This window comes from Streptomyces sp. NPDC058371, assembly GCF_042723265.1.
Classification (GTDB): Bacteria; Actinomycetota; Actinomycetes; order Streptomycetales; family Streptomycetaceae; genus Streptomyces.
The window spans coordinates 1,596,022-1,617,797 of the sequence record NZ_JBHXJC010000001.1 but is presented as its reverse complement, the minus strand read 5'-3'; the positions used below and the strand labels follow the sequence as shown (position 1 = coordinate 1,617,797).

Annotated in this window: 17 protein-coding genes; 12 read left to right on the top strand and 5 right to left on the bottom strand. The window is 68.9% G+C overall.

Annotated elements, in window-relative coordinates; all coding sequences use genetic code 11:
* Nucleotides 1-5: 5 nt before the first annotated feature.
* The 4 genes from ACFWM2_RS07115 (at nt 6) to ACFWM2_RS07100 (ending at nt 8,119) form a co-directional block, all read left to right on the top strand.
* Nucleotides 6-962 (top strand): carbohydrate ABC transporter permease, encoded by a 957-nt coding sequence (locus ACFWM2_RS07115; protein ID WP_383273835.1) that lies wholly within the window; start codon nt 6-8, stop codon nt 960-962.
* A 47-nt stretch (nt 963-1,009) separates the two neighbouring features.
* A complete protein-coding gene (locus tag ACFWM2_RS07110; protein ID WP_383274241.1) occupies nt 1,010-1,816 on the top strand; it encodes a carbohydrate ABC transporter permease in 807 nt (268 codons plus the stop codon).
* Between the two features lie 41 nt (nt 1,817-1,857).
* Nucleotides 1,858-4,641, top strand: a complete 2,784-nt coding sequence (locus ACFWM2_RS07105; RefSeq protein WP_383273833.1) for a glycosyl hydrolase-related protein — start codon at nt 1,858-1,860, stop codon at nt 4,639-4,641.
* A 439-nt stretch (nt 4,642-5,080) separates the two neighbouring features.
* Nucleotides 5,081-8,119, top strand: a complete 3,039-nt coding sequence (locus ACFWM2_RS07100; protein ID WP_383273831.1) for a glycoside hydrolase family 2 TIM barrel-domain containing protein — start codon at nt 5,081-5,083, stop codon at nt 8,117-8,119.
* 620 nt (nt 8,120-8,739) lie between these two features.
* Here the strand turns inward: ACFWM2_RS07100 and ACFWM2_RS07095 are convergent.
* Nucleotides 8,740-8,880 (bottom strand): hypothetical protein, encoded by a 141-nt coding sequence (locus tag ACFWM2_RS07095; RefSeq protein ID WP_383273829.1) that lies wholly within the window; start codon nt 8,878-8,880, stop codon nt 8,740-8,742.
* A gap of 135 nt (nt 8,881-9,015) precedes the next feature.
* On the opposite strand from ACFWM2_RS07095, the gene ACFWM2_RS07090 reads away from it, so the two are divergent.
* Complete coding sequence (locus ACFWM2_RS07090; protein ID WP_383274237.1) at nt 9,016-9,393, top strand: pyridoxamine 5'-phosphate oxidase family protein; 378 nt, start codon at nt 9,016-9,018, stop codon at nt 9,391-9,393.
* A 652-nt stretch (nt 9,394-10,045) separates the two neighbouring features.
* Here ACFWM2_RS07090 and ACFWM2_RS07085 read toward each other — a convergent pair.
* Nucleotides 10,046-10,315, bottom strand: coding sequence for a hypothetical protein (locus ACFWM2_RS07085; protein WP_383273827.1), 270 nt, complete (start codon nt 10,313-10,315; stop codon nt 10,046-10,048).
* A 409-nt stretch (nt 10,316-10,724) separates the two neighbouring features.
* Between ACFWM2_RS07085 and ACFWM2_RS07080 the strand changes: the two genes are divergently transcribed.
* Together ACFWM2_RS07080 and ACFWM2_RS07075 are read left to right on the top strand one after the other, a co-directional pair.
* Complete coding sequence (locus ACFWM2_RS07080) at nt 10,725-10,988, top strand: hypothetical protein (RefSeq protein ID WP_383273825.1); 264 nt, start codon at nt 10,725-10,727, stop codon at nt 10,986-10,988.
* A 570-nt stretch (nt 10,989-11,558) separates the two neighbouring features.
* Entirely contained in the window at nt 11,559-13,523 is a 1,965-nt protein-coding gene (locus tag ACFWM2_RS07075) for an RICIN domain-containing protein (RefSeq protein WP_383273823.1), read from the top strand.
* 491 nt (nt 13,524-14,014) lie between these two features.
* On the opposite strand, the gene ACFWM2_RS07070 is transcribed toward ACFWM2_RS07075, so the two are convergent.
* Nucleotides 14,015-14,437 (bottom strand): hypothetical protein, encoded by a 423-nt coding sequence (locus tag ACFWM2_RS07070; RefSeq protein WP_383273821.1) that lies wholly within the window; start codon nt 14,435-14,437, stop codon nt 14,015-14,017.
* Between the two features lie 761 nt (nt 14,438-15,198).
* On the opposite strand from ACFWM2_RS07070, the gene ACFWM2_RS07065 reads away from it, so the two are divergent.
* The 5 genes from ACFWM2_RS07065 (at nt 15,199) to ACFWM2_RS07045 (ending at nt 20,778) form a co-directional block, all read left to right on the top strand.
* Complete coding sequence (locus ACFWM2_RS07065; protein ID WP_383273819.1) at nt 15,199-15,357, top strand: hypothetical protein; 159 nt, start codon at nt 15,199-15,201, stop codon at nt 15,355-15,357.
* Between the two features lie 214 nt (nt 15,358-15,571).
* On the top strand, nt 15,572-16,840 hold the full coding sequence (locus tag ACFWM2_RS07060) for an NlpC/P60 family protein (protein ID WP_383273817.1): 1,269 nt from the start codon (nt 15,572-15,574) through the stop codon (nt 16,838-16,840).
* On the top strand, nt 16,791-17,150 hold the full coding sequence (locus tag ACFWM2_RS07055; protein ID WP_383273815.1) for a hypothetical protein: 360 nt from the start codon (nt 16,791-16,793) through the stop codon (nt 17,148-17,150). Before ACFWM2_RS07060 ends, ACFWM2_RS07055 begins: the two co-directional genes overlap by 50 nt.
* 47 nt (nt 17,151-17,197) lie before the next feature.
* A complete protein-coding gene (locus tag ACFWM2_RS07050; protein WP_383273813.1) occupies nt 17,198-18,430 on the top strand; it encodes a tyrosine-type recombinase/integrase in 1,233 nt (410 codons plus the stop codon).
* Nucleotides 18,430-20,778, top strand: coding sequence for a tyrosine-type recombinase/integrase (locus tag ACFWM2_RS07045; RefSeq protein ID WP_383273811.1), 2,349 nt, complete (start codon nt 18,430-18,432; stop codon nt 20,776-20,778). Before ACFWM2_RS07050 ends, ACFWM2_RS07045 begins: the two co-directional genes overlap by 1 nt.
* A 4-nt stretch (nt 20,779-20,782) precedes the next feature.
* Here the strand turns inward: ACFWM2_RS07045 and ACFWM2_RS07040 are convergent, their stop codons facing one another.
* Together ACFWM2_RS07040 and ACFWM2_RS07035 are read right to left on the bottom strand one after the other, a co-directional pair.
* Nucleotides 20,783-21,109 carry a hypothetical protein gene (locus ACFWM2_RS07040; RefSeq protein ID WP_383273809.1) on the bottom strand — a complete coding sequence of 109 codons (327 nt, stop codon included), beginning with the start codon at nt 21,107-21,109 and terminating at the stop codon, nt 20,783-20,785.
* 107 nt (nt 21,110-21,216) lie between these two features.
* Nucleotides 21,217-21,720 (bottom strand): hypothetical protein, encoded by a 504-nt coding sequence (locus ACFWM2_RS07035; protein WP_383274234.1) that lies wholly within the window; start codon nt 21,718-21,720, stop codon nt 21,217-21,219.
* Nucleotides 21,721-21,776: the final 56 nt, after the last annotated feature.

Below are 21,776 nucleotides of genomic sequence, written 5' to 3'. Positions count from 1 at the left end.
ACGGAATGACCGACATCGCCACCCGCCCCACCGACGCGGTGTCACCACCGCCCCGGGGCCGCCGCCGTCCGCGTCTGGACGTCGGCGGCCCCCGGGCCGGCACCATCGCCGCGTTCCTGACACCCTTCTTCCTGCCGTTCGTCCTCTTCTACTTGGTGCCCATCGGCTACGCGCTCTGGCAGAGCTTCCGCGTGGTCCGCCGCTCCGGCGGTCAGTACGGCACCTCGTACACGACGTTCGGCGGTTTCGAGCAGTACGTCGAGGTGTTCCAGAACGACGAGTTCTGGAACAGCATCGGCCGTATCGGCCTGTTCGGCATCGTGCAGGTGCCCGTGATGCTGTTCACCGCGCTGGTCATGGCGCTGCTCCTCGACACCCACCTGCTGAAGCTCAAGGGGTTCTTCCGCACCGCCGCGTTCATGCCGTACGCGGTGCCCGGCGTCATCGCCGCGATCATGTGGTCGTATCTCTACTCGCCGCAACTCAGCCCCATCGTCGACCTGTTGAACGGCATCGGCCTGAAGCCGGACTTCCTGGGCCCGGGTGCCGTGCTGTGGTCGGCGGCGAACATCTCGACCTGGCTGTGGACCGGCTACAACATGCTGATCATGTTCTCGGCGCTGCAGTCCATCCCGCAGGAACTCTACGAGGCCGCGAGGATCGACGGGGCCGGCAACTGGGCCATCGCCTGGCGCATCAAGGTTCCGATCATCGCCCCGTCCATCGTCATGACCACGGTGTTCTCGATCATCGGCACACTCCAGCTGTACTCCGAGCCGGCCGTGCTGCGCCAGATCTCCTCGAACATCTCCAGCACGTTCACCCCGAACATGCTGGCGTACACCGTGGCCATCGGGAACAACTACCAGCAGGCCGCAGCCATTTCGGTGGTCGTCGCCGTCATCACCTTCGTCTTGAGCTTCGGGTTCATGCGACTGACCTCCAAGAGGGCGGGACTGTGAACAAGCAACCCCGTGACCAGGAAAACCGCGTGAGCCGTACGGCCATCATGGCCCTGATGCTCGTGCTGGCGATCTACTTCATGCTGCCGCTGTACTTCCTGATCGTCGCGGCGACCAAACCGCAGGGCGATCTCGCCTCCACCAGCGGCCTGGCGTTCTCGAACTTCCAGTTGTTCGACAACCTGCACACCCTGATCACCTTCAACGACGGCATCTTCGCCCGATGGATCCTCAACACGGTCGTCTACGCCGTGCTGGGCGCGGCCGTGGGTACCCTCATCTCGGCGCTGTGCGGCTACGCGCTCGCCAAGTTCCGCTTCCGCGGCCGGGAGTTCCTGTTCTCGGTGATTCTCGGCGGCGTGCTGGTCCCCAGCACCGCGCTGGCGCTGCCGCTGTTCCTGCTGTTCTCCGAGGTCGGACTCGTCAACACCTACTTCGCGGTGTTCCTGCCCAGCATCGTCAGCCCGTTCGGCGTCTATCTCGCGAGGATCTTCGCGAACGCCGCTGTGCCGCAGGAACTCATCGAGTCCGCGCGCCTCGACGGTGCCGGCGAGTTCCGCACGTTCTTCTCGGTCTCGTTCAGGCTGATGTCCCCGGCGCTGGTGACCATCTTCCTGTTCCAGTTCGTCGGCATCTGGAACAACTTCTTCCTCCCGATGGTGATGCTCCAGAAGGAGGAGCTCTTCCCGATCACGCTCGGCCTCTTCACCTGGAACGGCCAGACCGCCCGCACCCCGCTCCTCCAGGAGTCCGTGATCATGGGCTCGCTGGTGTCGATCGTGCCCGTGATCATCCTGTTCATCGTCCTCCAGCGGTTCTGGCGCAGCGGGCTCGCCGCCGGCTCCCTCAAGTGACCGCCGCCGTCCCCCACTCCGTACAGAAGGTCCGCCCCCCCATGCCCAACTCCGCAGTATTCGTCCCCCACTTCCACTGGGACCGGGAGTGGTACGAGCCCTTCCAGGTCTTCCGGCACCGGCTCGTGACCGCCCTCGACACCGTGCTGGAGACGGCGGAGGCGAACCCGGACTTCCGGTTCACCGTCGACGGTCAGATGGCAGCGGTCGAGGACTACCTGGAGATGCGTCCGGAGAACCGCGACCGGGTCGTGGCCCTGGTCCGCGAGGGCCGGCTGGCGATCGGCCCCTGGCTGATCCTGCTCGACGAGTTCCTGTGTTCCGGCGAGACCATCGTGCGCAACCTCCAGATGGGGTGGGCCGCGGCGGAGCGGCTCGGCGGCGCGATGCCCATCGGCTATCTGCCGGACATGTTCGGCCACGTCGCGCAGATGCCGCAGATCCTGGCGCGCGCCGGGATCGAGCACGCGGCGCTGTGGCGCGGGGTGCCCGGCTCGGTCGAGGGGCACGCCTTCTACTGGCGCGCCCCGGACGGCTCCGAGGTGCGCACCGAGTTCCTCTTCGACGGCTACGACAACGGTCTGGACGTCCTCCTGGTGCCCGACCAGATCGGCCGCGCGCTCGGCGAGTACGCGCAGATGACGGCCGAGCGGTGGGGCGGCGACCCGGTGCTGGCCATGGCGGGCACCGACCACAACGCGCCCGACCCGCAGCTGGCGGCCTGGCTCCGCAAGGCGTCCGGCACGGAGCTGCCGATCACCGTCGCGACGCTCGACGAGTACATCCGGGGGCATGTACGCGACGAGGTGACCTCCGTCGTCACCGGTGAGCTGCGCAGCCATGTGCGGGGCAACATCCTGCCGGGCGTGCTGTCCGTGCGGCTCGGGCTCAAGCAGCGGATGGCCGTCGCCGAGCGGACGGTCGACCACGCCGAGCGCGTGAACGCGCTGTGGTCGCGACGCGACGACTCGGCCTTCCTCTCCCTCGCCTGGCACAAGATCATCGAGTCCACCGCGCACGACTCGGTGGTCGGTTCCGGCTCCGACGAGACCTGCGACCAGGTCGCGGCGCGGCTCGCCGAGGCCGCGCAGACAGCCCGTGCCGTGCGGGACGCGGCGCTCGCCGAGCCCGCCGCCCGGGTGCCGAGCGACGCCTACCTGGTGACCAATCCGCTGCCGGCGCCGCGCACGGCGCTGGTCGAGGTGGATGTCCTGGCTCCGGTTGCCGGGACCGCGCTCGTCGCCACCGGCGCCGACGGATCGACGCATCCCGTGCAGCTGATCTCCGAGGACCCGACCGTGCTCAGCGACGAGCGCATGGACGCCTCGCAGCTCGAACGCGTACTGCGCCGTATCCACCGTCGGGAACTGTTCGGACTGCTGATCGACCGCTACGAACTCACCCCGGGCTCACTGGTGTTCCACCTCGCCGAGGTACCGGCCAGCGGGCCGTTCGACCTGCTGGTCCTGCGTCGCGAGGTCGCCGCCGCAGCGGCCGCGCATCCGGGCGAGTGGCAGGTGCGAACGCTGGCCCAGGCGCGGGCGACCGCGCTGGTGCCCGTGCACGTGCCCGCCTCCGGGCTGACCTCTGTCCGGGTCTCGGCAGCCGGCCAGGACACCGCCTGGGCCTCACAACTCGCACCGGCCACGGCCACCGTGACACCGTCGGCGGACGCACTGTCCAACGGCCTGGTCGAGGTCGTCGTCGCCGACGACGGCACCCTGACCGTGACCGGCGCGGACGGCACCGTCCTGTCAGGGGTCGGCCGCCTGGTCGACGGCGGTGACCGCGGCGACAGCTACAACTACGCTCCCCCGGCCCGGGACAAGCTGGTGTCGGCCCCGGCCCAGATCACCGTCGAGCTCGTCGAGAGCGGGCCGCTGCGTGCCCGGCTGCGCGTCACCCGCGTCTACGAGTGGCCCGCCGCGCTCGCCGCCGACCGTGACGTGCGCGGCGGCACCACCGTCCCGACCCCGGTGGAGATGCTGGTGGAGCTGCGCACGGGCGAGCCGTTCGTACGGATCTCGACCGCCTTCCTCAACCGGTCCGCCGACCACCGGCTGCGCTTCCACGTGCCGCTGCCCCGGCCCGTGACCACGTCCGCCTCCGCCGGGCAGTTCGCCGTCACCGAGCGCGGACTCACGGCGGAGGGCGGCTGGGGCGAGTACCCGCTGCCGACCTTCCCAGCGAGCACCTTCGTGTCGGCAGGGCCGGCCACCGTCCTCCTCGACCACTCCGGCGAGTACGAACTCGTCGACGACGGCTCGGCGCTGGCCCTCACGCTGCTGCGCGCGATCGGCTCGATCAGCGTCAACATCCACCCCCTGCGCGACGAGCCCGCGGCAAGCGAGATCCCCGCCCCGGGCGCGCAGGACCTCGGTATGCGCATCGAGAACCGGCTCGCCGTCCTGCCCTCGGCCACCGGATGGCAGGGGGCGGACGCGGTCGCCCTCGCCGAGGAGTTCCGCAACGACGTGCTCGTCACGCGGGGTACCGCACCCGCCGGGGGCACCCTGCCGGCCGACGTGAGCGGCGTACGGGTCGACGGCAAGGACGTGTTCGTCTCCAGCATCCGCCGGGCCCTCGCCGACGGGCACGGGCACGGAGTCGGGGACGGCATCGAGGTCCGGCTAGCCGCGCTGAGCGACACCGGATCGACCGCCCGTCTCACGGGTGACTTCACCGAGGCCACCACGGTCGACCTGCTCGGCCGGCCGCTCTCCACCACGCCGGCGCAGGGCCGCCTCGAACTCGTCCTCGCGCCCTGGGAGATCCGCACGGTCGTGCTGAGGCAGCACCCCACCGCCCCCACGAGCCGACCGTGACCGTCACCTGGTCCCGCGGCGGATGGCACGGACCGGACGCGACCGACACACGGACCCGCCGCGGGCTGGACGAGCCGATCGAGTCCAACACCGCGTCCCGCCGGCAGACGTACAACCCGGCCGTGACCAGCACACGGTCACGCCGCAGGACGTACGAGCCGAGCGAGACCAACACCAATTACCGCCGGCAGACGTACGAACCGGACACGACCGATGCGGACAACCGGCTCGGGTCGTACCAGCCGGCCGGGACCGACACCAGTAACCGCTCCAACTGTCGGCAGCCGTACGCACGGAGCGCGACCTGCTCCCAGGCCCGCCACCGGCCATGTACGCCGACCAGAACCGCCCCGCCGTACGAACCGACCGTCACCGACCCCCACCTCCGTCACGGCACGGGCGACGTCCGCCGCGCCTCCACGAAGAAAGACGTGACCTCTTGCTCTCCGAGCTCTCCGCGTATGTTTCGGACCCGGCACCGGGGCGCGGCGCACTGCGCCGGGCGCGCTCGTGGCTGCACTCCGACGCCCCTGCCCTCTCCCTCAACGGGACTTGGCGCTTCCGGCTGTCCCCCACGGCGTCGGTCGCGACGGACTTCGTAGCCGACGACTTCTCCGACGACGGCTGGGACACCCTGGCGGTGCCCGCGCACTGGGTGCTGGAGGGGGACGGCGCCTACGGCAGGCCCGCCTACACGAACATCCAGTTCCCGTTCCCGATCGATCCGCCCCACGTCCCGGACGAGAACCCCACGGGCGACTATCGCCGCCACTTCGGCCTTCCCGACGGCTGGTCGGGCGCCGAGCGGATCGTGCTGCGGTTCGACGGGGTCGAGTCGCTCTTCACGGTGTGGGTCAACGGCGTGGAGACCGGCGGCGCCAGTGGCAGCCGGCTCGCCCACGAGTTCGATGTGACGGACGCGGTGCGTCCGGGTGACAACGTCGTCGCGGTGCGGGTGTACCAGTGGTCCGCGGCGAGCTATCTCGAGGACCAGGACCAGTGGTGGCTGCCGGGGATCTTCCGCGACGTCACCCTTCTCGCCCGGCCGGCCGGGGGCATCGAGGACGTCTGGCTCAGGACCGGTTACGCCGCCGGGCTGGGCCGGATCGACCCGGAGGTCACCGCCGACGCGTCGGCCTTCCCCGTCACCCTGCGGATCCCCGAACTCGGCGTCGAGCGGGTCTGGGCGACCGCGGCCGAGGTGGCCCCGCTGGACGTGGCCGGGGTGGAGCCCTGGTCGGCGGAGGAGCCGCGCCTGTACGAGGCCACGGTCTCCTCGGCGACGGAGAGCATCGCCCTGCGGGTGGGTTTCCGCACGGTCGAAATCCGCGGCGACCAATTCCTGGTCAACGGCCGCCGGGTGGTCTTCCACGGGGTGAACCGTCACGAGGCGCATCCCGAGCGCGGCCGGGTCTTCGACGAGCGGCACGCGCGCGAGGACCTCGCCCGGATGAAGCGGTTCAACGTGAACGCCATCCGCACCAGCCACTATCCTCCGCACCCCCGGCTCCTCGACCTCGCCGACGAACTCGGGTTCTGGGTCGTCCTGGAGTGCGACCTGGAGACCCACGGCTTCGACAAGATCGGCTGGGTCGGCAACCCGAGCGACGACCCGGCGTGGCGCCCGGCCTACCTCGACCGCATCCAGCGGACCGTCGAGCGGGACAAGAACCATCCCAGCGTTGTCATCTGGTCGCTCGGCAACGAGGCGGGCTCCGGCAGCAACCTCGCCGCGATGTCGGCATGGGTCCACGCCCGGGACGCCGAACGGCCTGTGCACTACGAGGGCGACCACACCGGCGAGTACACGGACGTCTACTCACGCATGTACCCGACGGTCCCGGAGACCGAGCGGGTCTGCACCGACGACGCCTCGTCCACCCTCCTGGACTGCACCCCGGCGCAGAGTGCCCGTCAGCGCGGCAAACCGTTCCTGTTGTGCGAGTACGCCCACGCGATGGGCAACGGGCCGGGCGCGTTCGACCAGTACGAGGCGCTCGTACACGAGTATCCGCGGCTGCACGGCGGCTTCGTCTGGGAGTGGCGGGACCACGGCCTCCTGGCGACGGCCCCGGACGGAACTCCGTACTACGCCTACGGCGGCGACTTCGGCGAGGTCGTGCACGACGGCAACTTCGTGATGGACGGCATGCTGTTGAGCGACGACGTCCCCACGCCCAGCCTCCACGAGTTCAAGGCGGTCGTGCAGCCGCTTCGCTTCGCCTTCGACGGCGAGAAGGCCGCGATCACGAACCTGCGGCACTCGGCCGACACGTCGGATCTGCGGTTTTGCTGGCGGGTCGAGCACGACGGAGTGTCCGTGGACTCGGGCGAACTGGATGTCCCCGTGGTCGCGGCGGGCGAGTCGGGTCGGGTGACGCTTCCCCGGGTCACGGTGTCCCCGGACGCCGAGACCTGGCTCACGATCGACGCGGTACTGGCGACGGGCACCGCCTGGGCGGCGGAGGGGCATGTCGTGGCGACCGCGCAGTACGACCACTCGGTGCGGCGGCCGGTCCCCCGCGCCCGTCCGCGCGCCGACTGGCGGCCGGGCGACGGCACCCTCACCCTCGGCATCGCCGAGTTCGCCGACGGGTCGCTCACCCGTCTCGCCGGTCGCGCCGTGACCGGACCGCGGCTGGAACTGTTCCGCGCCCCTACGGACAACGACGAGGCCCCGGGAGACCGCCTCGAAGGCAGCGACGACAGTGTCGCCGGGGTGTCCAGCGCCGACCTGTGGCGCGGGGACGGCCTGGACCGGCTCACCGCACGGAGGGTCACCGTGGAGCACGCGGCCGACGCCCTGCGCACCGTCGACAAGGTCTCCGCCGCGCACTCCGCCCTGTCCGTGACGGTGGAGACCGTCTGGTCGGTCGAGGGGGACGAACTCGAACTGCGCGTGGAGATCGAACCGTCGAGCGGCTGGCGGACCGTGTGGCCGAGGATCGGTGTGCACTTCGGCCTGCCCGACGGCACGGCTCCCGTCGACGGTGCCGAGTGGTTCGGGCTGGGCCCGTTCGAGTCCTACCCTGACAGCCTCCACGCGGCACGCACGGGACTCTTCGCCGCCCCGGTCGGTGATCTCTCGGTCGACTACGCGCGCCCCCAGGAAACCGGGCACCGTTCCGGACTACGGCACCTGACGCTGACCAGCGGTGCGGAGCGCGTGCTGCGCATCACCGCCCTGCCAGACACCCAGGGCCGGCGCCCAGGCTTCACCCTCAGCCGCCACACCCCTCATCAGATCACCGAGGCCCGGCACCCCTTCGAGCTCCCCGACTCGACGACCAGTCACCTGATCATCGACGCGGCCCAGCACGGCCTCGGCTCCCGCGCCTGCGGCCCCGACGTATGGCCCCCGTTCGCACTGCGCCCTCAGGCACGCACGATCAGGCTCCGGATAACGGGTTCCGTGCCCGCTCTGTCGCGGCATCAACTGCCGCGCCGGGCGGACGATCTACACGATCTGAAAACGTGAAGCCCCCTGGGGCAGCTCCGCGATCTCTCGCTGGCAACCCCCGACAAGTATCCACTTCCGTAGACCCGAACTCACTCAGTTGACAGCTCAAGCGCAGCTCCGGTCGAGCCGCGCCGGCGTGCACGGACTCCGCCTGCGAACCCCCAACGAGCGTCGTCCCCGACCAATTCCGAGAAGCCGTGGCCGACCTACCGGCCCCGCGGGCTCCCGGAACCGGAGGAAGACGGCCCCGAGGAGGCAACAGCCCGAGGTCCGACACACCCCGAGCGCCGTAGAACGGTCAGTTGTGCCGCCCCGGACGTCGTGCCGGCAGCTGACCGCCCGTACACACCTCAGCAACGCGGCCCTGCGCGACGCGATCCGCAGGGCTGCCACTGCTGCCCGCGCCACCCGGGCGCGGGCGAGAGAGCGGAGGCAGCGGCAAGGGATCGCTCCGCCCAACAAGCCGCGGTCAAAGTCGGCCCGAATGTACTCAGCGTCAACCGTCGGCACCAGGAAGTCGCCGACCGCACTGAGGCAATTCACGAAGTCCGAGCGCTGAGCGGAGTGATCGCCGAACGGACTGCTGGTACGCGGTGATGAGGAACGCCTTGAAGGGCTCGAACAGCAGCTGACTGCCGTCAGGTTCGGGCGAGCGGCGTTGCGCGGAATGCCCGGAGCATGGAGGCGGTGCCGGACACAACCTTGGCGTCCACGATGCAGTTCAGGTCGCGCTCGGGCGGGCGGCCGATGCCGAGACCGCCGCGAGGCGTCTGTTTCACATGCCTGCGTTACGAAAGTGGTAAGGCGTGTGCCGGGAGCGGATCACGGTCATGAACCGGTCACGTGCTGCAGTGCGGAAATGGATTGATCGTTATCTGCCCAAACTGACTGACTAGGCAGAACCGTATGTCGGAATCCTGAGCGTCACGGCCGAGCCGGAACGTGGCCCCCTGACCACCCCGATCTGGTACGAGTACCAGCAGGGCGGGTTCGTCAAGGTGATCACGGCCCCCGTCGCGCGCAAGGCCCGGCTCATCGAGGAAGCGGGCCGGTTCGCATTGTGCGCGCAGGTGGCCGAAGTCGAGGACTACCGATACGTGACGGTGGAAGGTCCGGTGTCCGACATCAGGCCCACCTCGAAACAGGAGCGCCTCGACATGGCCGCCCGCTACATGGGCGACGCCGCCACCGACTACGTGAACGCGACGGAAGGGTCCTCGGCCGACAACATCGAGATCCACATGCGGCCCGAACGATGGCGCACCTTCGACTTCCGCAGGATGCTCGACTAGCGAGCGTTGCCCCCTGGCAACGCCCCCAGAGTCCGCCGACCGGCGCACGGCCAACCGTGCCAGCGGGACGAACGCGCCCCGTATCACCGCCTGCAGAACATCCATGGACTCATCAGACGGCTCCGCGGGCCCTGTATCGACGTAATCCCACCGCGCTCCGACGCCCACCCAGGCGCGCCGGACGGCGCCAAGCACCCTTGGCGAAGATGCGCCCCGCCTCGTCGAATGCCCTCACCGCCCACGCAGTTCGGACAGTGAGCTGGACACGGCGAGCTTCGGCAGGCGGGAGCCATCGGCCCGCCGGTCGGGCGCGTAAACGGCCCGCCCCCAGCATGGCCCTTGCTTCTCGTCGTAGCTGGTCACAGGCACGATCCGGCAGAACAACCCCTGACGAGCGCAAACCTAGCCACCCGAACCACGCGCAGCCATAGAAAATCCCGAGCCGATCACTGCATTCCGAAAGGATCACTAGATCTGCACGTCAGAGCAACTCGGAATCCCGAAGATCCTAGGTAACACCAGCTCAGAGCCGTGTCCCACCACAACAAAAGATCCTCAAACGATCGCTAGATCCTCAGTTCAGCGCATCATCCACCTGGTGATCGCTCGCGGATTTGTCAGACGAAATCGCCACAGTCGAAGAGAGCCTGGGTCATCTTCTTGTTCTTGCTTGCCCGGGCCACATCCAGGTTCTGGAGGACCAGCGTCCAGTGCTCGCGCTGGAGACGGACTTCAACAGCACCTCGGTGGCGGCCTGGAGATGCAGAACTGCGTACTTCAGGTGACGGGGGGTCATATCCTGCGGCGGTCGGGCGAGGTGCTCGACGACGCTGAGCAGATAGTCGAGCCCGTTCTCCACGGGCGGGAAGTCGACCCCGCCGCCGGGCTCCCCGGCCGCGCGCCCTGGTTCTTGAGATCTCATGCGCGTTCCCGTCCGGGTCCGGCCCCGCGAGGGCCGTCGTGCCCCGGGGCCGGGTCGCCTGCGGCGCGGGAGAGCCGGTAGGCGCCCTCGCGCACCTCGTCGGCGCCGATCATGTCCGCGCCCGGATCCGGCTCCGGGCTTGGGCCCGGGTGCAGATGCGCGCCCGCTCGGCGGCCTTCTCTACGCGGTGCACCTGCTCCTTGCCCACGCCCGACCGCCGTGGGCAAGTTGTTGGGAGCCCGGCTAGCTGCGACCAGCAAGGCAGCCGGGCCGGAGGCGGCATCAAGCGCAGTGCGAACGGCGCTCGCCACGACGGTCATCGCTGTACATCCTGTTTCTGTCTGCCGACGGTGTTCCTCAGCCGTCCGTACCGCCTGGCTCTTCAGCAGTCAAACGCTGCTCAGGCGGTATGGACAGCGCTTCGGATGGCCTAGTCGACGCCGCCGCCGTCGGCGAGTTCATGGAGGTGCCGGGCCCCTTGCGGCTGGGCGCGGAGCGCGGAGGCGACGAACAGCGGGCCGCATGGGACGCCCAGCAGCTCGAGTGGCGTCGCCTTGCCGCGCTCGCCCAGGCCGCGGTCACCGAGCACGCCAAGGCTGCCCAGCAGTCCCGCTACGAATTCGAAGCCGCGCTCAGGAAGCTCGTACGGCACCCCGACACCGCGGCGGGCTGACACCAGGCGTCCTCGGGCCAGCTCATGAGCACGTGGTCGCCGGCACCGGTCCGCTCCGTCAATACGACCTCTGCTGCCTCGATCGCATACGAGCCGATCCACTTGGAGAACTTTTCCTCGGCAGTTGAGATGGAAGCGCATCGGTTCTGTCACCCGTGCTGGCCCCTTTGCCATCGGCTCGGCTCCGGACCAGGTCGGTCCGGTCGGGCCTTCTGCGTGCCAGGTTGTCACGACGCACGGAGACAGCGACCGACCGGTCCCGAGACACCACACCTGATGCGCCCATTGAGACGCGAGGGTTGACGGTACTTCAGCACCCCTCTAAGTTCACGGCTTGTAAAAAGCCGTGAATCCCTTGTGTCACCCCACTGATCGTCCACCACAGTCGCGTCAGCCTCCCGCCTTAGGAACGCCCCCCGATCCAGCGCCCGCACCGCACGCCCAGAGTCGGACGAGCGAGTCCCACCGGCTCACACCGGGCGGCAGGCGACATCCCTCACCCGATCAGGAGTTCCCGTGCCTCTGAGACACCCATTCTGGTGGCGACCGCGCTCCCGGACCGCCGGTCCCGTGGTGCGCAGCCGTCGGGCCACGCTCGCGCTGACGGCGACGGCGGTCGGCGCGCTGCTCGCACCCGTCGCTCTGACCGCGGTGAACGCACCGTCGGCCCAAGCGGCCGGCGCTCCCGTTCAGGTGTACTTCAGCTCCGAGTCGACGGCCTCGGGATTCGGCCCGGCCAACGCGAACTGGTTCACCAACCCGGCGACGGGGCTGGCCTCCACCCGGTATCAGTTGTCGCGGCAGTCCGACCTCACCGCGGTCACCGTGTCGGGCACGGCCACCATCACCGCTGACACGGCCACCCGTTACCAGTCCGTCCTGGGCGTCGGCTCCTCGCTGGAGGAGTCCACGATCTACAATCTGTCCCGGATGAGTGCTTCCGCGCGTACCGCAGCGCTGCGCAAGCTTGTCGACCCGGTCAACGGTGCCGGGTTCAACATCGCCCGGATCCCGCTGGGTTCGAGCGACTTCACCTCGCGGCAGTTCTACACCTACGACGACGGCGCGGCCGATCCGAGCCTGTCGCGGTTCTCCATCCAGAAGGACATCGACTACAAGATCATCTCGGTCCTCAAGGAAGCGAAGGCGATCAACCCCAACCTGCTGTTGTTCGGCAGTGTGTGGAGCCCCCCGGCCTGGATGAAGAACAACAACAGCCTGATCGGCGGCACGCTTCCCGACGCGAACATCCCGGTGCTCGCAACTTACTTGCGCAAGGCCGTCACGGCATACGCGGGCCAGGGACTGCCGCTGTACGCCGTCACGATGCAGAACGAACCGCTGTTCTCGCCGCCGGACTACCCGGGCATGACGCTCACCGCCGACCAGGAACGCAGGATCGCCACCGCACTGCGCGGCGAGCTGAACGGCAACGGCGCCTCGGCCACCAAGATCTGGGCCTACGACCACAACTTCGGCGACGGCCCGGCCTACACCGCCGGGGTCCTCGGCAACCCCGGCTCACCCAGCAGCGCGTTCAACTCGGTCGACGGCGTCGCCTTCCACGACTACGGCGGGGATCCGACCGCCATGGGACAGGTCAAGTCGAGCTACCCGACCAAGGACGTGGCCATGACCGAGCGTGCCGTGTGGGGCACCGCCGGCGCGGACCGGATCGTCCAGTACTTCCGCAACCAGTCGATCATGTACCAGGACTGGGTCACCATGCTCGATCAGAACCGCAGCCCGGAGCAGTGGTCCGGTGCACCCGACCCGACCATGTTCATCCAGTCGCCGAGCAACCCGGACACGTACTGGGCACTGCCGGAGTACTACATCGTCGGCCAGTTCTCGAAGTTCATCGCACGCGGCGCTACCCGGGTCCAGACGAACAACGGCACCAGCGGCAATGTCACCAACGTCGCCTTCCTCAACCCCGACGGCAGCCTGGTGACCGTCGTGGTCAACCAGACAGCTTCCAACCAGCCGTTCACGCTGCGGGCCGCCGGCCAGCAGGTCAGCAGCACGCTGCCCGCCAAGACGGTGGGCACGTACATCTGGCCCGACGTCGGCGGGGGCACCAGCGGGCCTGTGGACCCGACGAAGTGGTACACGGTCACCAACGCCAACAGCGGCAAGTGCGTTGACGACGCGGCTGGTTCGACTGCCAACGGCGCCGCCGTCCAGCAGGGGACCTGCGTGTCCGGGAGCACCAACCAGCAGTGGCAGTTCCAGCCCACCGACAGCGGCTACTACAAGGTCGTCAGCCGCAACGCGGCCAACGCCGTCTGGGACGTCACCGGCGGGACGGGCGCCGGCAACGGAGCGAAGATCCAGCTCTGGGCCTACGGCGGCGGTACCAATCAGCAGTGGAAGGCGGTTCCTCAGGCAGGCGGCACGTACACCCTGACGCCACGCAGCAATCCCGCCCAGTGCCTGGACGTCACCGATGTCTCCACCACCGACGGCGCCCGGCTCCAGCAGTGGACCTGCTCCGGCGGTGCTGCCCAGTCCTTCACACTCACCCCTCAGTAGTCCCGATCGGCGCTGCCCGCGTCCGGCACCCGCGGTGCCGCAGGACGCCGGGCAGAGCCACCCGGGAAAGAGGCGGTCGGCCGGCAGGGTGCGGCGGCAGCCGCCTGTCAGATCTCCCGGAAGATCTCGAACTGCGCCTCGATGGAGTTCAGGCGAGACGCCGTTGCAGAGTCTGCTCGCCCACCTGGTGGAGGCGGTCCAGGAGGTGTGGGCGGGGCCGTTCGCGCGGCGGGTTCACCGCCAAGCTCCACCTGAGCGCGGACGGCCGCTGTCGCCCCCGCCTTCGCCGAGCAGTGCCCTGCTGCCACGGTCACCTACCAGCAGGTCCCGTAACAACACCCCGCCCGCCACCTCCCCGCCGCCTCGGTCTCTGGTTCGCCGGCCGGTAGCACGGCCCGATGCCGTGCAGGGTGAGCCGGAGCCGACTGCTGAGGATGCTCCGGACAACGTCGTAGCCTTCCGCCCGCCTCGCACCTGACGCGACGGGTTCTTCAGGCGGCGACGCCGAGTTCCTTGCGGGTCCGGTGGATGAACTCGCGCACGGCCGGCTCGCGTCGCCAGGGGGCGAGTGCGGTGTTGAACTCGCGGACATAGTCCTTGGCCCGGGAGGACTGGACGCGGGCGAGGATGTCGACGGACCGGTTGCCGAGCTCCAGGCCGTGGTCCTGGTCGCGCGCCTGCAGGTGAGCCGTGCCGACGATGGCGAGCCGCATGCCCACAGAGCGGGTGAACGCCCCGGTTGGCATGGCGGCGGCCTGCTGGTTCCAGGTCAGGGCCATCTTGGGGTTCTTCAGGTCTCGGAAGACCTCGGCGGCATCCGCCGAGAGGCGGGCGTGGTGATAGAAGTCGATCCACGCGGGCTCGTCGCCGCTGTCCTCTTTCGCCTGCCCCAGGAGGTCCTCGGAGGCTTTCAAGGCTCGCGACGCGGCGCGGGAGTCGTTCTCGCGGGCATGGGCTCGGGCTTCGATGAGCTTTGGTGAACGCCAGCACGCGGGGGACGGCCTGACCCTTGGCCCGTTCGAAGGCGCCCTGGGCCATGTCCACGGCCTCGGACGCGAACCCACGCATCAGAGACTGCATCGCCATGGTGGTGAGGACATAGCAGCCCAGCTGGACGTCGCCGCAGGCGCGGGCGAGGCGGAGAGCCTGGATGAAGTGCCGCTGGGCGGTGTCGTGCTGCCCGACGTCAAATGCCGTCCAGCCTGCCGATCTCGACAATTCGGCGGTCACGCTGAAGAGTTCACGGCCGATCTCGTCGGAGAAGCTGCCCTGCAGCAGTGGGCCCGCGCGATGGTCGAGGCATTCGGTGACGGAGTTGGCCTTTTGGCAAACGGTCAAGATCGCTCGCCATGGGAGACCCGGATGGCCCCGAGTGCAGCACCAGTTTGGGCACACTGGTGGTGCCCGAGGTGTGGGTGATGACCATGGGCTCGTCATACGCCCGTAGCCGAGCACATCCGGACGGTCCTCGGGGGCGCCGTCGACACACGCGACCCGCTCGGCCAGTTTGGCGACGGTCCCGATGTCGAGCCCCATCGCGAGGTGACGCGATGGGCCCGTCGGATGAGCCCGGCGTCGAGGTGCCGGGCCAGCTGGAACATAGGGCAGGGTCCTGACATCACGCTGGCACGCCGATGTCAGCGGGCGGCGGTGCGCCCGGAGTTGGCGTTGGCGCATGCCAATGAACAAGGCACACCGCGCGTTGTGCAGTTCGCTGAGATCGGCGCGGTTCATGGAGCGGCAGATCCTGCCCTGGGCACTCGACGGTGTGGAACTCGGCGAGGACGTCCTCGAACTGGGCCCTGGGTACGGCGCCAACGTTCGCATCCTGTGACCCAATCCGCCCCTGCCGCTGCGGGCTTGACGCCGGCCTGCGCCACCCTGTGTCCCGTTCTCGTGCAGCCCGATGCGGAGTAAACCTCAGGCACCGCGGGGCGGCTGGGCAGTTCGCTCGACGACGGGCGCGAGCACCGGGAGCAGGCCCAGCAGCCGCAGGACGGTGAGGACGAGTGAGGCCGGCCCGGCGCCGGATGGCGCGGTGGGGGTGTGTGGTGGTGCTGTTGATGTTCGCCGCGGTGTGCTGTGCCGCACCGGTCGGGAACGCGATCAGCGCGTACGTCGCGCTGAAGGCAGGTGCACAGGACGACGGAGGGATCGCCGAGGGCGGCAGTGCCGCGGACATCCCGCCACGGATGCTGAGCGCCTACAAGAAGGCCGTCCAACAGGTCGGCAAGCATGTGCCGAAGTGCCAGGGCATGCGCTGGCCGGTCCTCGCCGGGATCGCCAAGGTCGAGTCCAACCATGCCGTGGGCCGGAACATCGCCAGTAACGGTGACATCCGCCCCAAGATCTATGGGGTGCTCCTCAACGGTTCCGGGGCCGGGGGCAACACCAGCACCTTCCCGGACACCGACGGCGGCAAATGGGACGGCACCTCGAACGGGGAGCGCGCCGTGGGCCCCTTCCAGTTCCTGCCCTCCACCTGGGAGGGCGTCGGGGAGGATGCCAACGTAGACAAGGTCGCCGACCCGCACAACGCCGACGACGCCGCGCTCGGCGCCGCGATCTACCTGTGCGGCAATGGCCGTGACCTGACGAAGCGTTCCCAACTCAAGGCCGCGATCCTGCAGTACAACCACTCCAATGAGTACGTCGCCAACGTGTTCGGGTGGATCGACCAGTACACGGCGGCCGCCAAGGACCCGGACCTGAAGAACGTGTCGGGGAAGGTCCGCACCGTCATCGAGGCCGCGCTCTCCCAGCGGGGTGTCCCGTACGCGTGGGGCGGCGGCAACGCGAGCGGAAAGTCGTACGGGGTCTGCTGCTCGCCCAGCGGCAAGAGCGGCGCAACCATCAAGGGCTTCGACTGCTCAGGCCTGACCACGTACGCGTTCGCCAAGACCGGCATCCGCTTGCCGCGCACCGCATCCGGCCAGGCCGGCGTCGGACAGCGGCTGGCCGCAAGTCTCGGCACCGGCGCGCTGAAGCCCGGCGACCTCGTCTTCTATGCCGGGGCCTTGTGGCGGGACGATGGCTGTGCTTCTCCCGTTGGGGGCCCCGGTGCGCCTGTCGAAATCCAAGGCCGATCTGTACGCGGCGATCCGCCGGGACCACCGCGCCGGGATGTCGATGCGTGCTCTGCAGCGCAAGTACGGGGTGACATGGCAGACGGTCCGCAAGGCGCTGGACCTGGTCTGGCCCGAGCCCCGCAAGAAGCTGCCTCCGCGTCCGACCAGGCTGGATCCCTACAAGCCGCTGCTCGACGAGATGCTTCGCAGGGATCTGGACGCGCCTCCGAAGCAGCGGCACACCGCTAAGCGGGTCTTCGACCGGCTGCTGGACGAGTACGCGGCGACGGGGATCTCGTATCAGATGGTCCGCGGCTACATCGCCACGCGTCGCGGGGAGATCCGCCAGGAGGCGGGCCGGGGGCCGTCGGAGGTGTTCGTGCCGCAGACCCATCTGCCGGGCACCGAGGCAGAGGTGGACTTCGGGGACGTGCACATCGTGCTCGCCGGCGTGGTGACCCGCTGCTATCTGTTCTCCTTCCGGCTGTCGTACTCCGGCAAGGCGGTCCACCGACCCGTTGACCGCACTATCGGCGTGTCCTACGTGTCGGCTTGGTGAGGGCGAGGAGTCTCCGTTCGGGATGTGCCCGATGAGACGGAGATGCGATGGATCACGGTGTAGTGATACCCGAACGCGAAGTGTCGGGCCTGGTGGTTACACGGGTCGGCGGCGTGGAGGCGACCACTGCCGCCACGCTGCCCTGGGTGGTGCTCGATGGCGCCGGGCGGCCGATCACACCGGCAAGCGAGTTTCTTCGGGAGCTGCTGGCTTGCGGCAACACTCCGGCTTCCTGCCGGTCCTATGCCTTTGACCTGCTGCGCTGGTTCCGGTTCCTCGCCGCAGTGGACGTCGAATGGAGCCGTGCGAAGCGCGTGGACGTACGCGACTTCGTCCTCTGGCTCCGCACATGCCACAACCCGGCGCGGGACAGGCGTCACCCGGACGCACCCGTGCCGGGGTCGCTGAACGCGCGCACCGGCAAGCCGTACCTGAAGTCGGGCTATGCCCCGGCGACCATCAACCATGCGGTGTCGGTGCTGTCGGCGTTCTACGACCACCATCTGCAGACCGGGCTGGGTCCGCTGGTCTCCCCGGTGCCACCGCAGTCCCGTGACGGGCGCCGGCTGGAGGCGCATCACAACCCGCTGGAGCCTTTCCGGCTGCACCGCCGAGGCGCTTACCGGCAGAAGCAGGTCGACCGCGAGCCCCGGGCGGTCCCCGACGATGTCGTCGAGGACCTGTTCACCTCGCTTGGCTGCCACCGCAATCGGGCACTGTTCTCCATGTTCTTGTCCAGCGGCGCACGGGCCGCCGAGATGCTGGGCATGACGATCGGCGATGTCCACCCGGGTGAGGGCCGGATCTACGTGCAGACCAAGGGCCTGGGCGGGGCGAAGGAAGCATGCCCGGCCTCCCCGGAAGCCTTCGCCTGGCTGGCCCTCTACCTCGGTGAGCTGGCCCAGGACGGTCACCGGCCCGCCCCGGACGAGCCGGTGTGGTGGACCCTGCGCGGACCGACGCGCCCGCTTACTTACACGGCTCTGCGGGCGGTGCTGAACCGGATCAACGCCCGGATCGGGGCGAACATCACGTTGCACGATCTGCGACACACCCTGTGTCTGCACCTGATCGAGGACCCGGCCATCACCCTGGTCGACGCCCAGCAGGTGATGCGCCACCGGCGGATCACCACGACCAGCACCTACCTGCGGCCCAGGATCGACGAGGTCATCGCCAAGGTCCACGGGCACTACACGCGCCCCAAGCTGCCGCCGCATCCGCTGACCGGCTGGACCTATGACCCCGACGACCTCGTCGACGTATTCGGGAACCGCTGATGACCCGACACGGCCGCGTCGCCCGAACCCCCATCAGCACACGCGACCCCGCCCTCCTCAACACCGCGCTCCCCGAACCGAGGAGCACGACCGGCAGCAGCAAGCATGCGACAGTGCCTCGTGACGAACTCGCCCTCCTGGCCGAGACCTTGCTGAGCGAGCCGACTGTTCGCAACCGGTGGCGCCAGCAGCTCTCACTGACGCGCATCTTCGACTGGCTGGAGGGATTCCCCGCCGACACCTGGCAGGACCGCTGGCTGCTGAGCGGCTCCGACGACCTGGGTTCTGGCTGGGGACCGCAGGGGCTCAGTGCGGGCACCCGATCGCGGTTCACCACCGGCCTCGGCACCCTGATCGTCCTGCAGGCGATCCGGCCCTCCTACGGCTGGCTCTTCGGCAGCCGCCTCCTGGGCGTCTACGACGCCTACCGTCGCCACAACCAGCCGGCGCTGTTCGCCGAACTGGGACGGATAGTCGGCGGACAGCGCTGCGACGGGCACGCAACCGAGGCCCTGAACGTGCTCACGCGCATGAGCATCGTCACCGGCAAGGACCTGCTGACCTTCGACCTGGAGGACCTCACCGACTACGCCCGGGCCCGTCGCGACAACGGCCGCACAGTGACGGCCCTGCCCCTCGCCTACGACATCCTTCATGCCGTCGGCGGTCTGAAGGACTCGCCACCGACCTTGCGTGAGGCCCAGGCCCGCGGCCAGCTCACCCCCGCCGAGCTGATCGACCGCCATCCGATTGCCAACGGCGCGGTCCGCGACGTGCTCGTCCACTACCTTGCCGAGCGATCCGCCGTCCTGGACTACGGCTCCCTGGTCAACCACGCCCAGCTGCTGGCCGACCTGTTCTGGGGCGACCTGCAACGCCACCACCCCACGATCTCCTCGCTCAACCTGCCTGACGAGGTCGCCCAGGCGTGGAAGCAACGCGTCCGGGTCCTGCCCGACGGGCGACCGCGCCGCACCGCCCACGCTGTGTTCCTGGCCGTCCGCTCCTTCTACCTGGACCTCTCGCAGTGGTCGATGGAGGACCCTGTCCGCTGGGCGGCCTGGGCGGCACCCTGCCCGATCAGCGAGGCCGACATCCGCGGCTACATCAAGGAGACCCGGCACAGGCAGGCGCGGATGCAGCAGCGCACCCGCACCCTGGTCCCCGTCCTGCCGCAGCTCGTCCGCGCTGCCGAGGCCCGGCTGCAACGTGCCACGCTGCTGCTGCAGGCAGCCCGCTCCGCGAAGCCTGGTGAGGAGTTCACCGTTGAGGGCTCGCAGTATCGACGCACTGGCAGGGACGGCAGCCATTGGCGTCCCACCGCGCTGTTCCTCGCCCCCGTCGGTGAACCGGGGCCGCGGTTCGATGCCGAATGCGAGGAGAACAACGCGTTCTGGACCTGGGCGAGCATCGAGGTTCTGCGACGCACCGGGGCCAGGATCGAGGAACTGCTGGAGCTCACCCACCTGAGTCTGCGTCAGTACCAGGCGCCGACTGGGGAGACGGTGCCGCTGCTGCAGATCAGCCCGTCCAAGACCGACCGTGAGCGCGTCATCCCCGCCGACCCGGACCTGGTCGCGGTGCTCGCCCGGATCATTCGCCGCATCAAGGGCACGGGCGAGCGGGTGCCGCTGCTGACCCGGTACGACGGCTACGAGCGGGTCTTCGGCCCACCGATGCCGCACCTGTTCCAATGTCCTTCCCAGCACCGGCTGCAGGTCATCTCCCCCAACCGGATCCGCGAGTTCCTCACCGAGCTTGCACTGCGGGCCGGCATCGTCGACGTCGACGGGACACCGCTGAGGTTCACGCCGCACGACTTCCGCAGAATCTTCTCGACGGAGACCGTCAACGGCGGCCTGCCGATCCACATTGCCGCGAAGCTCCTTGGTCATCTTGATCTCAACACCACTCAGGCTTACGTCGCTGTCTATCCCGAGGAAGTGATCCGCCGCTACCGGCAGTTCGTCGACCAGCGTCGAACGCACCGGCCCAGCGAGGAGTACCGCGAGCCCAGCGACACCGAGTGGCGGGACTTCCGTGACCACTTCAGCTTGCGCAAGGTCGCACTCGGCACCTGCGACCGGCCCTACGGGACCCCTTGCCAGCATGAAAACGCCTGTGTCAGGTGCCCCATACTCCGGCTGGACCTGGCCCAGGAGCCCCGGCTGCTGGAGATCGAGACCAACACCCGCCAGCGCCTGGGAGAGGCCCAGCGGATGCAGTGGCTCGGCGAGGTCGCCGGCCTGCAGGAGAGCCTGCGGCACATCGCCGACAAGAAACAGCAGGCCGAACGTCTGCGAGCCCAGGTCGGCCGAGGTGAGGACGGGGTCGCTGCCCTTGGTTAGGTCCTCACGCCTCCGCGATGATCTGGGCCTTGAGCCGGTCATATTCGGCGACCGCGTCCGGCAGGTGATCGAAGAAGTCCTCCCAGAAACCGGGTCGCTGCCACTCCTGCGGTGCCAGGGTCAGCCTGCCGTTGTTCAGTGCGGTGACCCAACAGGTCGGCATCCGATCGGACACGATCTCGAACATGGCCGAGTCCCACAGTCCAGGGGAGTCGATCTCGTCTCGCCGCGCACTGCGGTCAGGAGGGCGGAACAGGACGTGGGGCCGGGCGGCGGACACTTCGAGGACCGGGTACTCCTCGCCGATCCGCACGCCTGGATGCTCGCTCACTACCGTCGAGGTCCCGGGCTGGATGATTTTGACGCATCGGACGATCACCGCTGCAGCCTATGCAGTTCGCCGCCCCGCCGACTCCCGGCCTGCGGACGACGCCGGGTTCAGCACGACGGGGACCGCTCCCAGGTGAAGTGCGGGTCAGCCAGCAACACCACACGGTCCGCCCCGACATCGAAGCCGAGCACCGGGTGCCCGGGGTCAGTCTCCGGCGCGAGCACTACAGATTTGTCCAAGGAACGTCCGATCGCCCGCAGGAAGCCGCACAACACGTTCAGTTGCACCTGGCCCTGGAGCTCCCGAAGGTCCACGTCGAAGTCGATCGAGTCGGCCACATAGGGGCGAAAGATTGCCATTACTCCCGGTACTGGCCAGATCCTCAACATCACACTGGCCTCAACGCCCCGAGCCAACATCACCTCGGCCCGCGGAAGCCGCACCACGGCACCGTCTTCGGAGTACTCGCACGCCCAACCCCGCGAGCGCACCAAGTCGAGCACCGCCTGCCAGTCATCGACGGAGGTGCCATCGATACTCACGTCCGGCAGCGAACCCATCAAGTCGGGGTCGAAGAAGTTCTTGACGTCATCCCACAGCAGGTCAGGCACCATGCCATGGTGCCTTCTCACCCGGTGGGCCGCAGCTCGATTTCGTCGGACCCGTC

Excerpts from the sequence above, each read along its gene's own strand:
- ACFWM2_RS07050 (WP_383273813.1), top strand. The coding sequence starts at position 17,198 with ATGGATCACGGTGTAGTGATACCCGAACGCGAAGTGTCGGGCCTGGTG.
- ACFWM2_RS07080 (WP_383273825.1), top strand. The coding sequence starts at position 10,725 with ATGGACAGCGCTTCGGATGGCCTAGTCGACGCCGCCGCCGTCGGCGAG.
- ACFWM2_RS07085 (WP_383273827.1), bottom strand. The coding sequence starts at position 10,315 with ATGAGATCTCAAGAACCAGGGCGCGCGGCCGGGGAGCCCGGCGGCGGG.
- ACFWM2_RS07105 (WP_383273833.1), top strand. The coding sequence starts at position 1,858 with ATGCCCAACTCCGCAGTATTCGTCCCCCACTTCCACTGGGACCGGGAG.
- ACFWM2_RS07110 (WP_383274241.1), top strand. The coding sequence starts at position 1,010 with ATGGCCCTGATGCTCGTGCTGGCGATCTACTTCATGCTGCCGCTGTAC.
- ACFWM2_RS07045 (WP_383273811.1), top strand. The coding sequence starts at position 18,430 with ATGACCCGACACGGCCGCGTCGCCCGAACCCCCATCAGCACACGCGAC.
- ACFWM2_RS07065 (WP_383273819.1), top strand. The coding sequence starts at position 15,199 with ATGCCAATGAACAAGGCACACCGCGCGTTGTGCAGTTCGCTGAGATCG.
- ACFWM2_RS07115 (WP_383273835.1), top strand. The coding sequence starts at position 6 with ATGACCGACATCGCCACCCGCCCCACCGACGCGGTGTCACCACCGCCC.
- ACFWM2_RS07055 (WP_383273815.1), top strand. The coding sequence starts at position 16,791 with ATGCTTCGCAGGGATCTGGACGCGCCTCCGAAGCAGCGGCACACCGCT.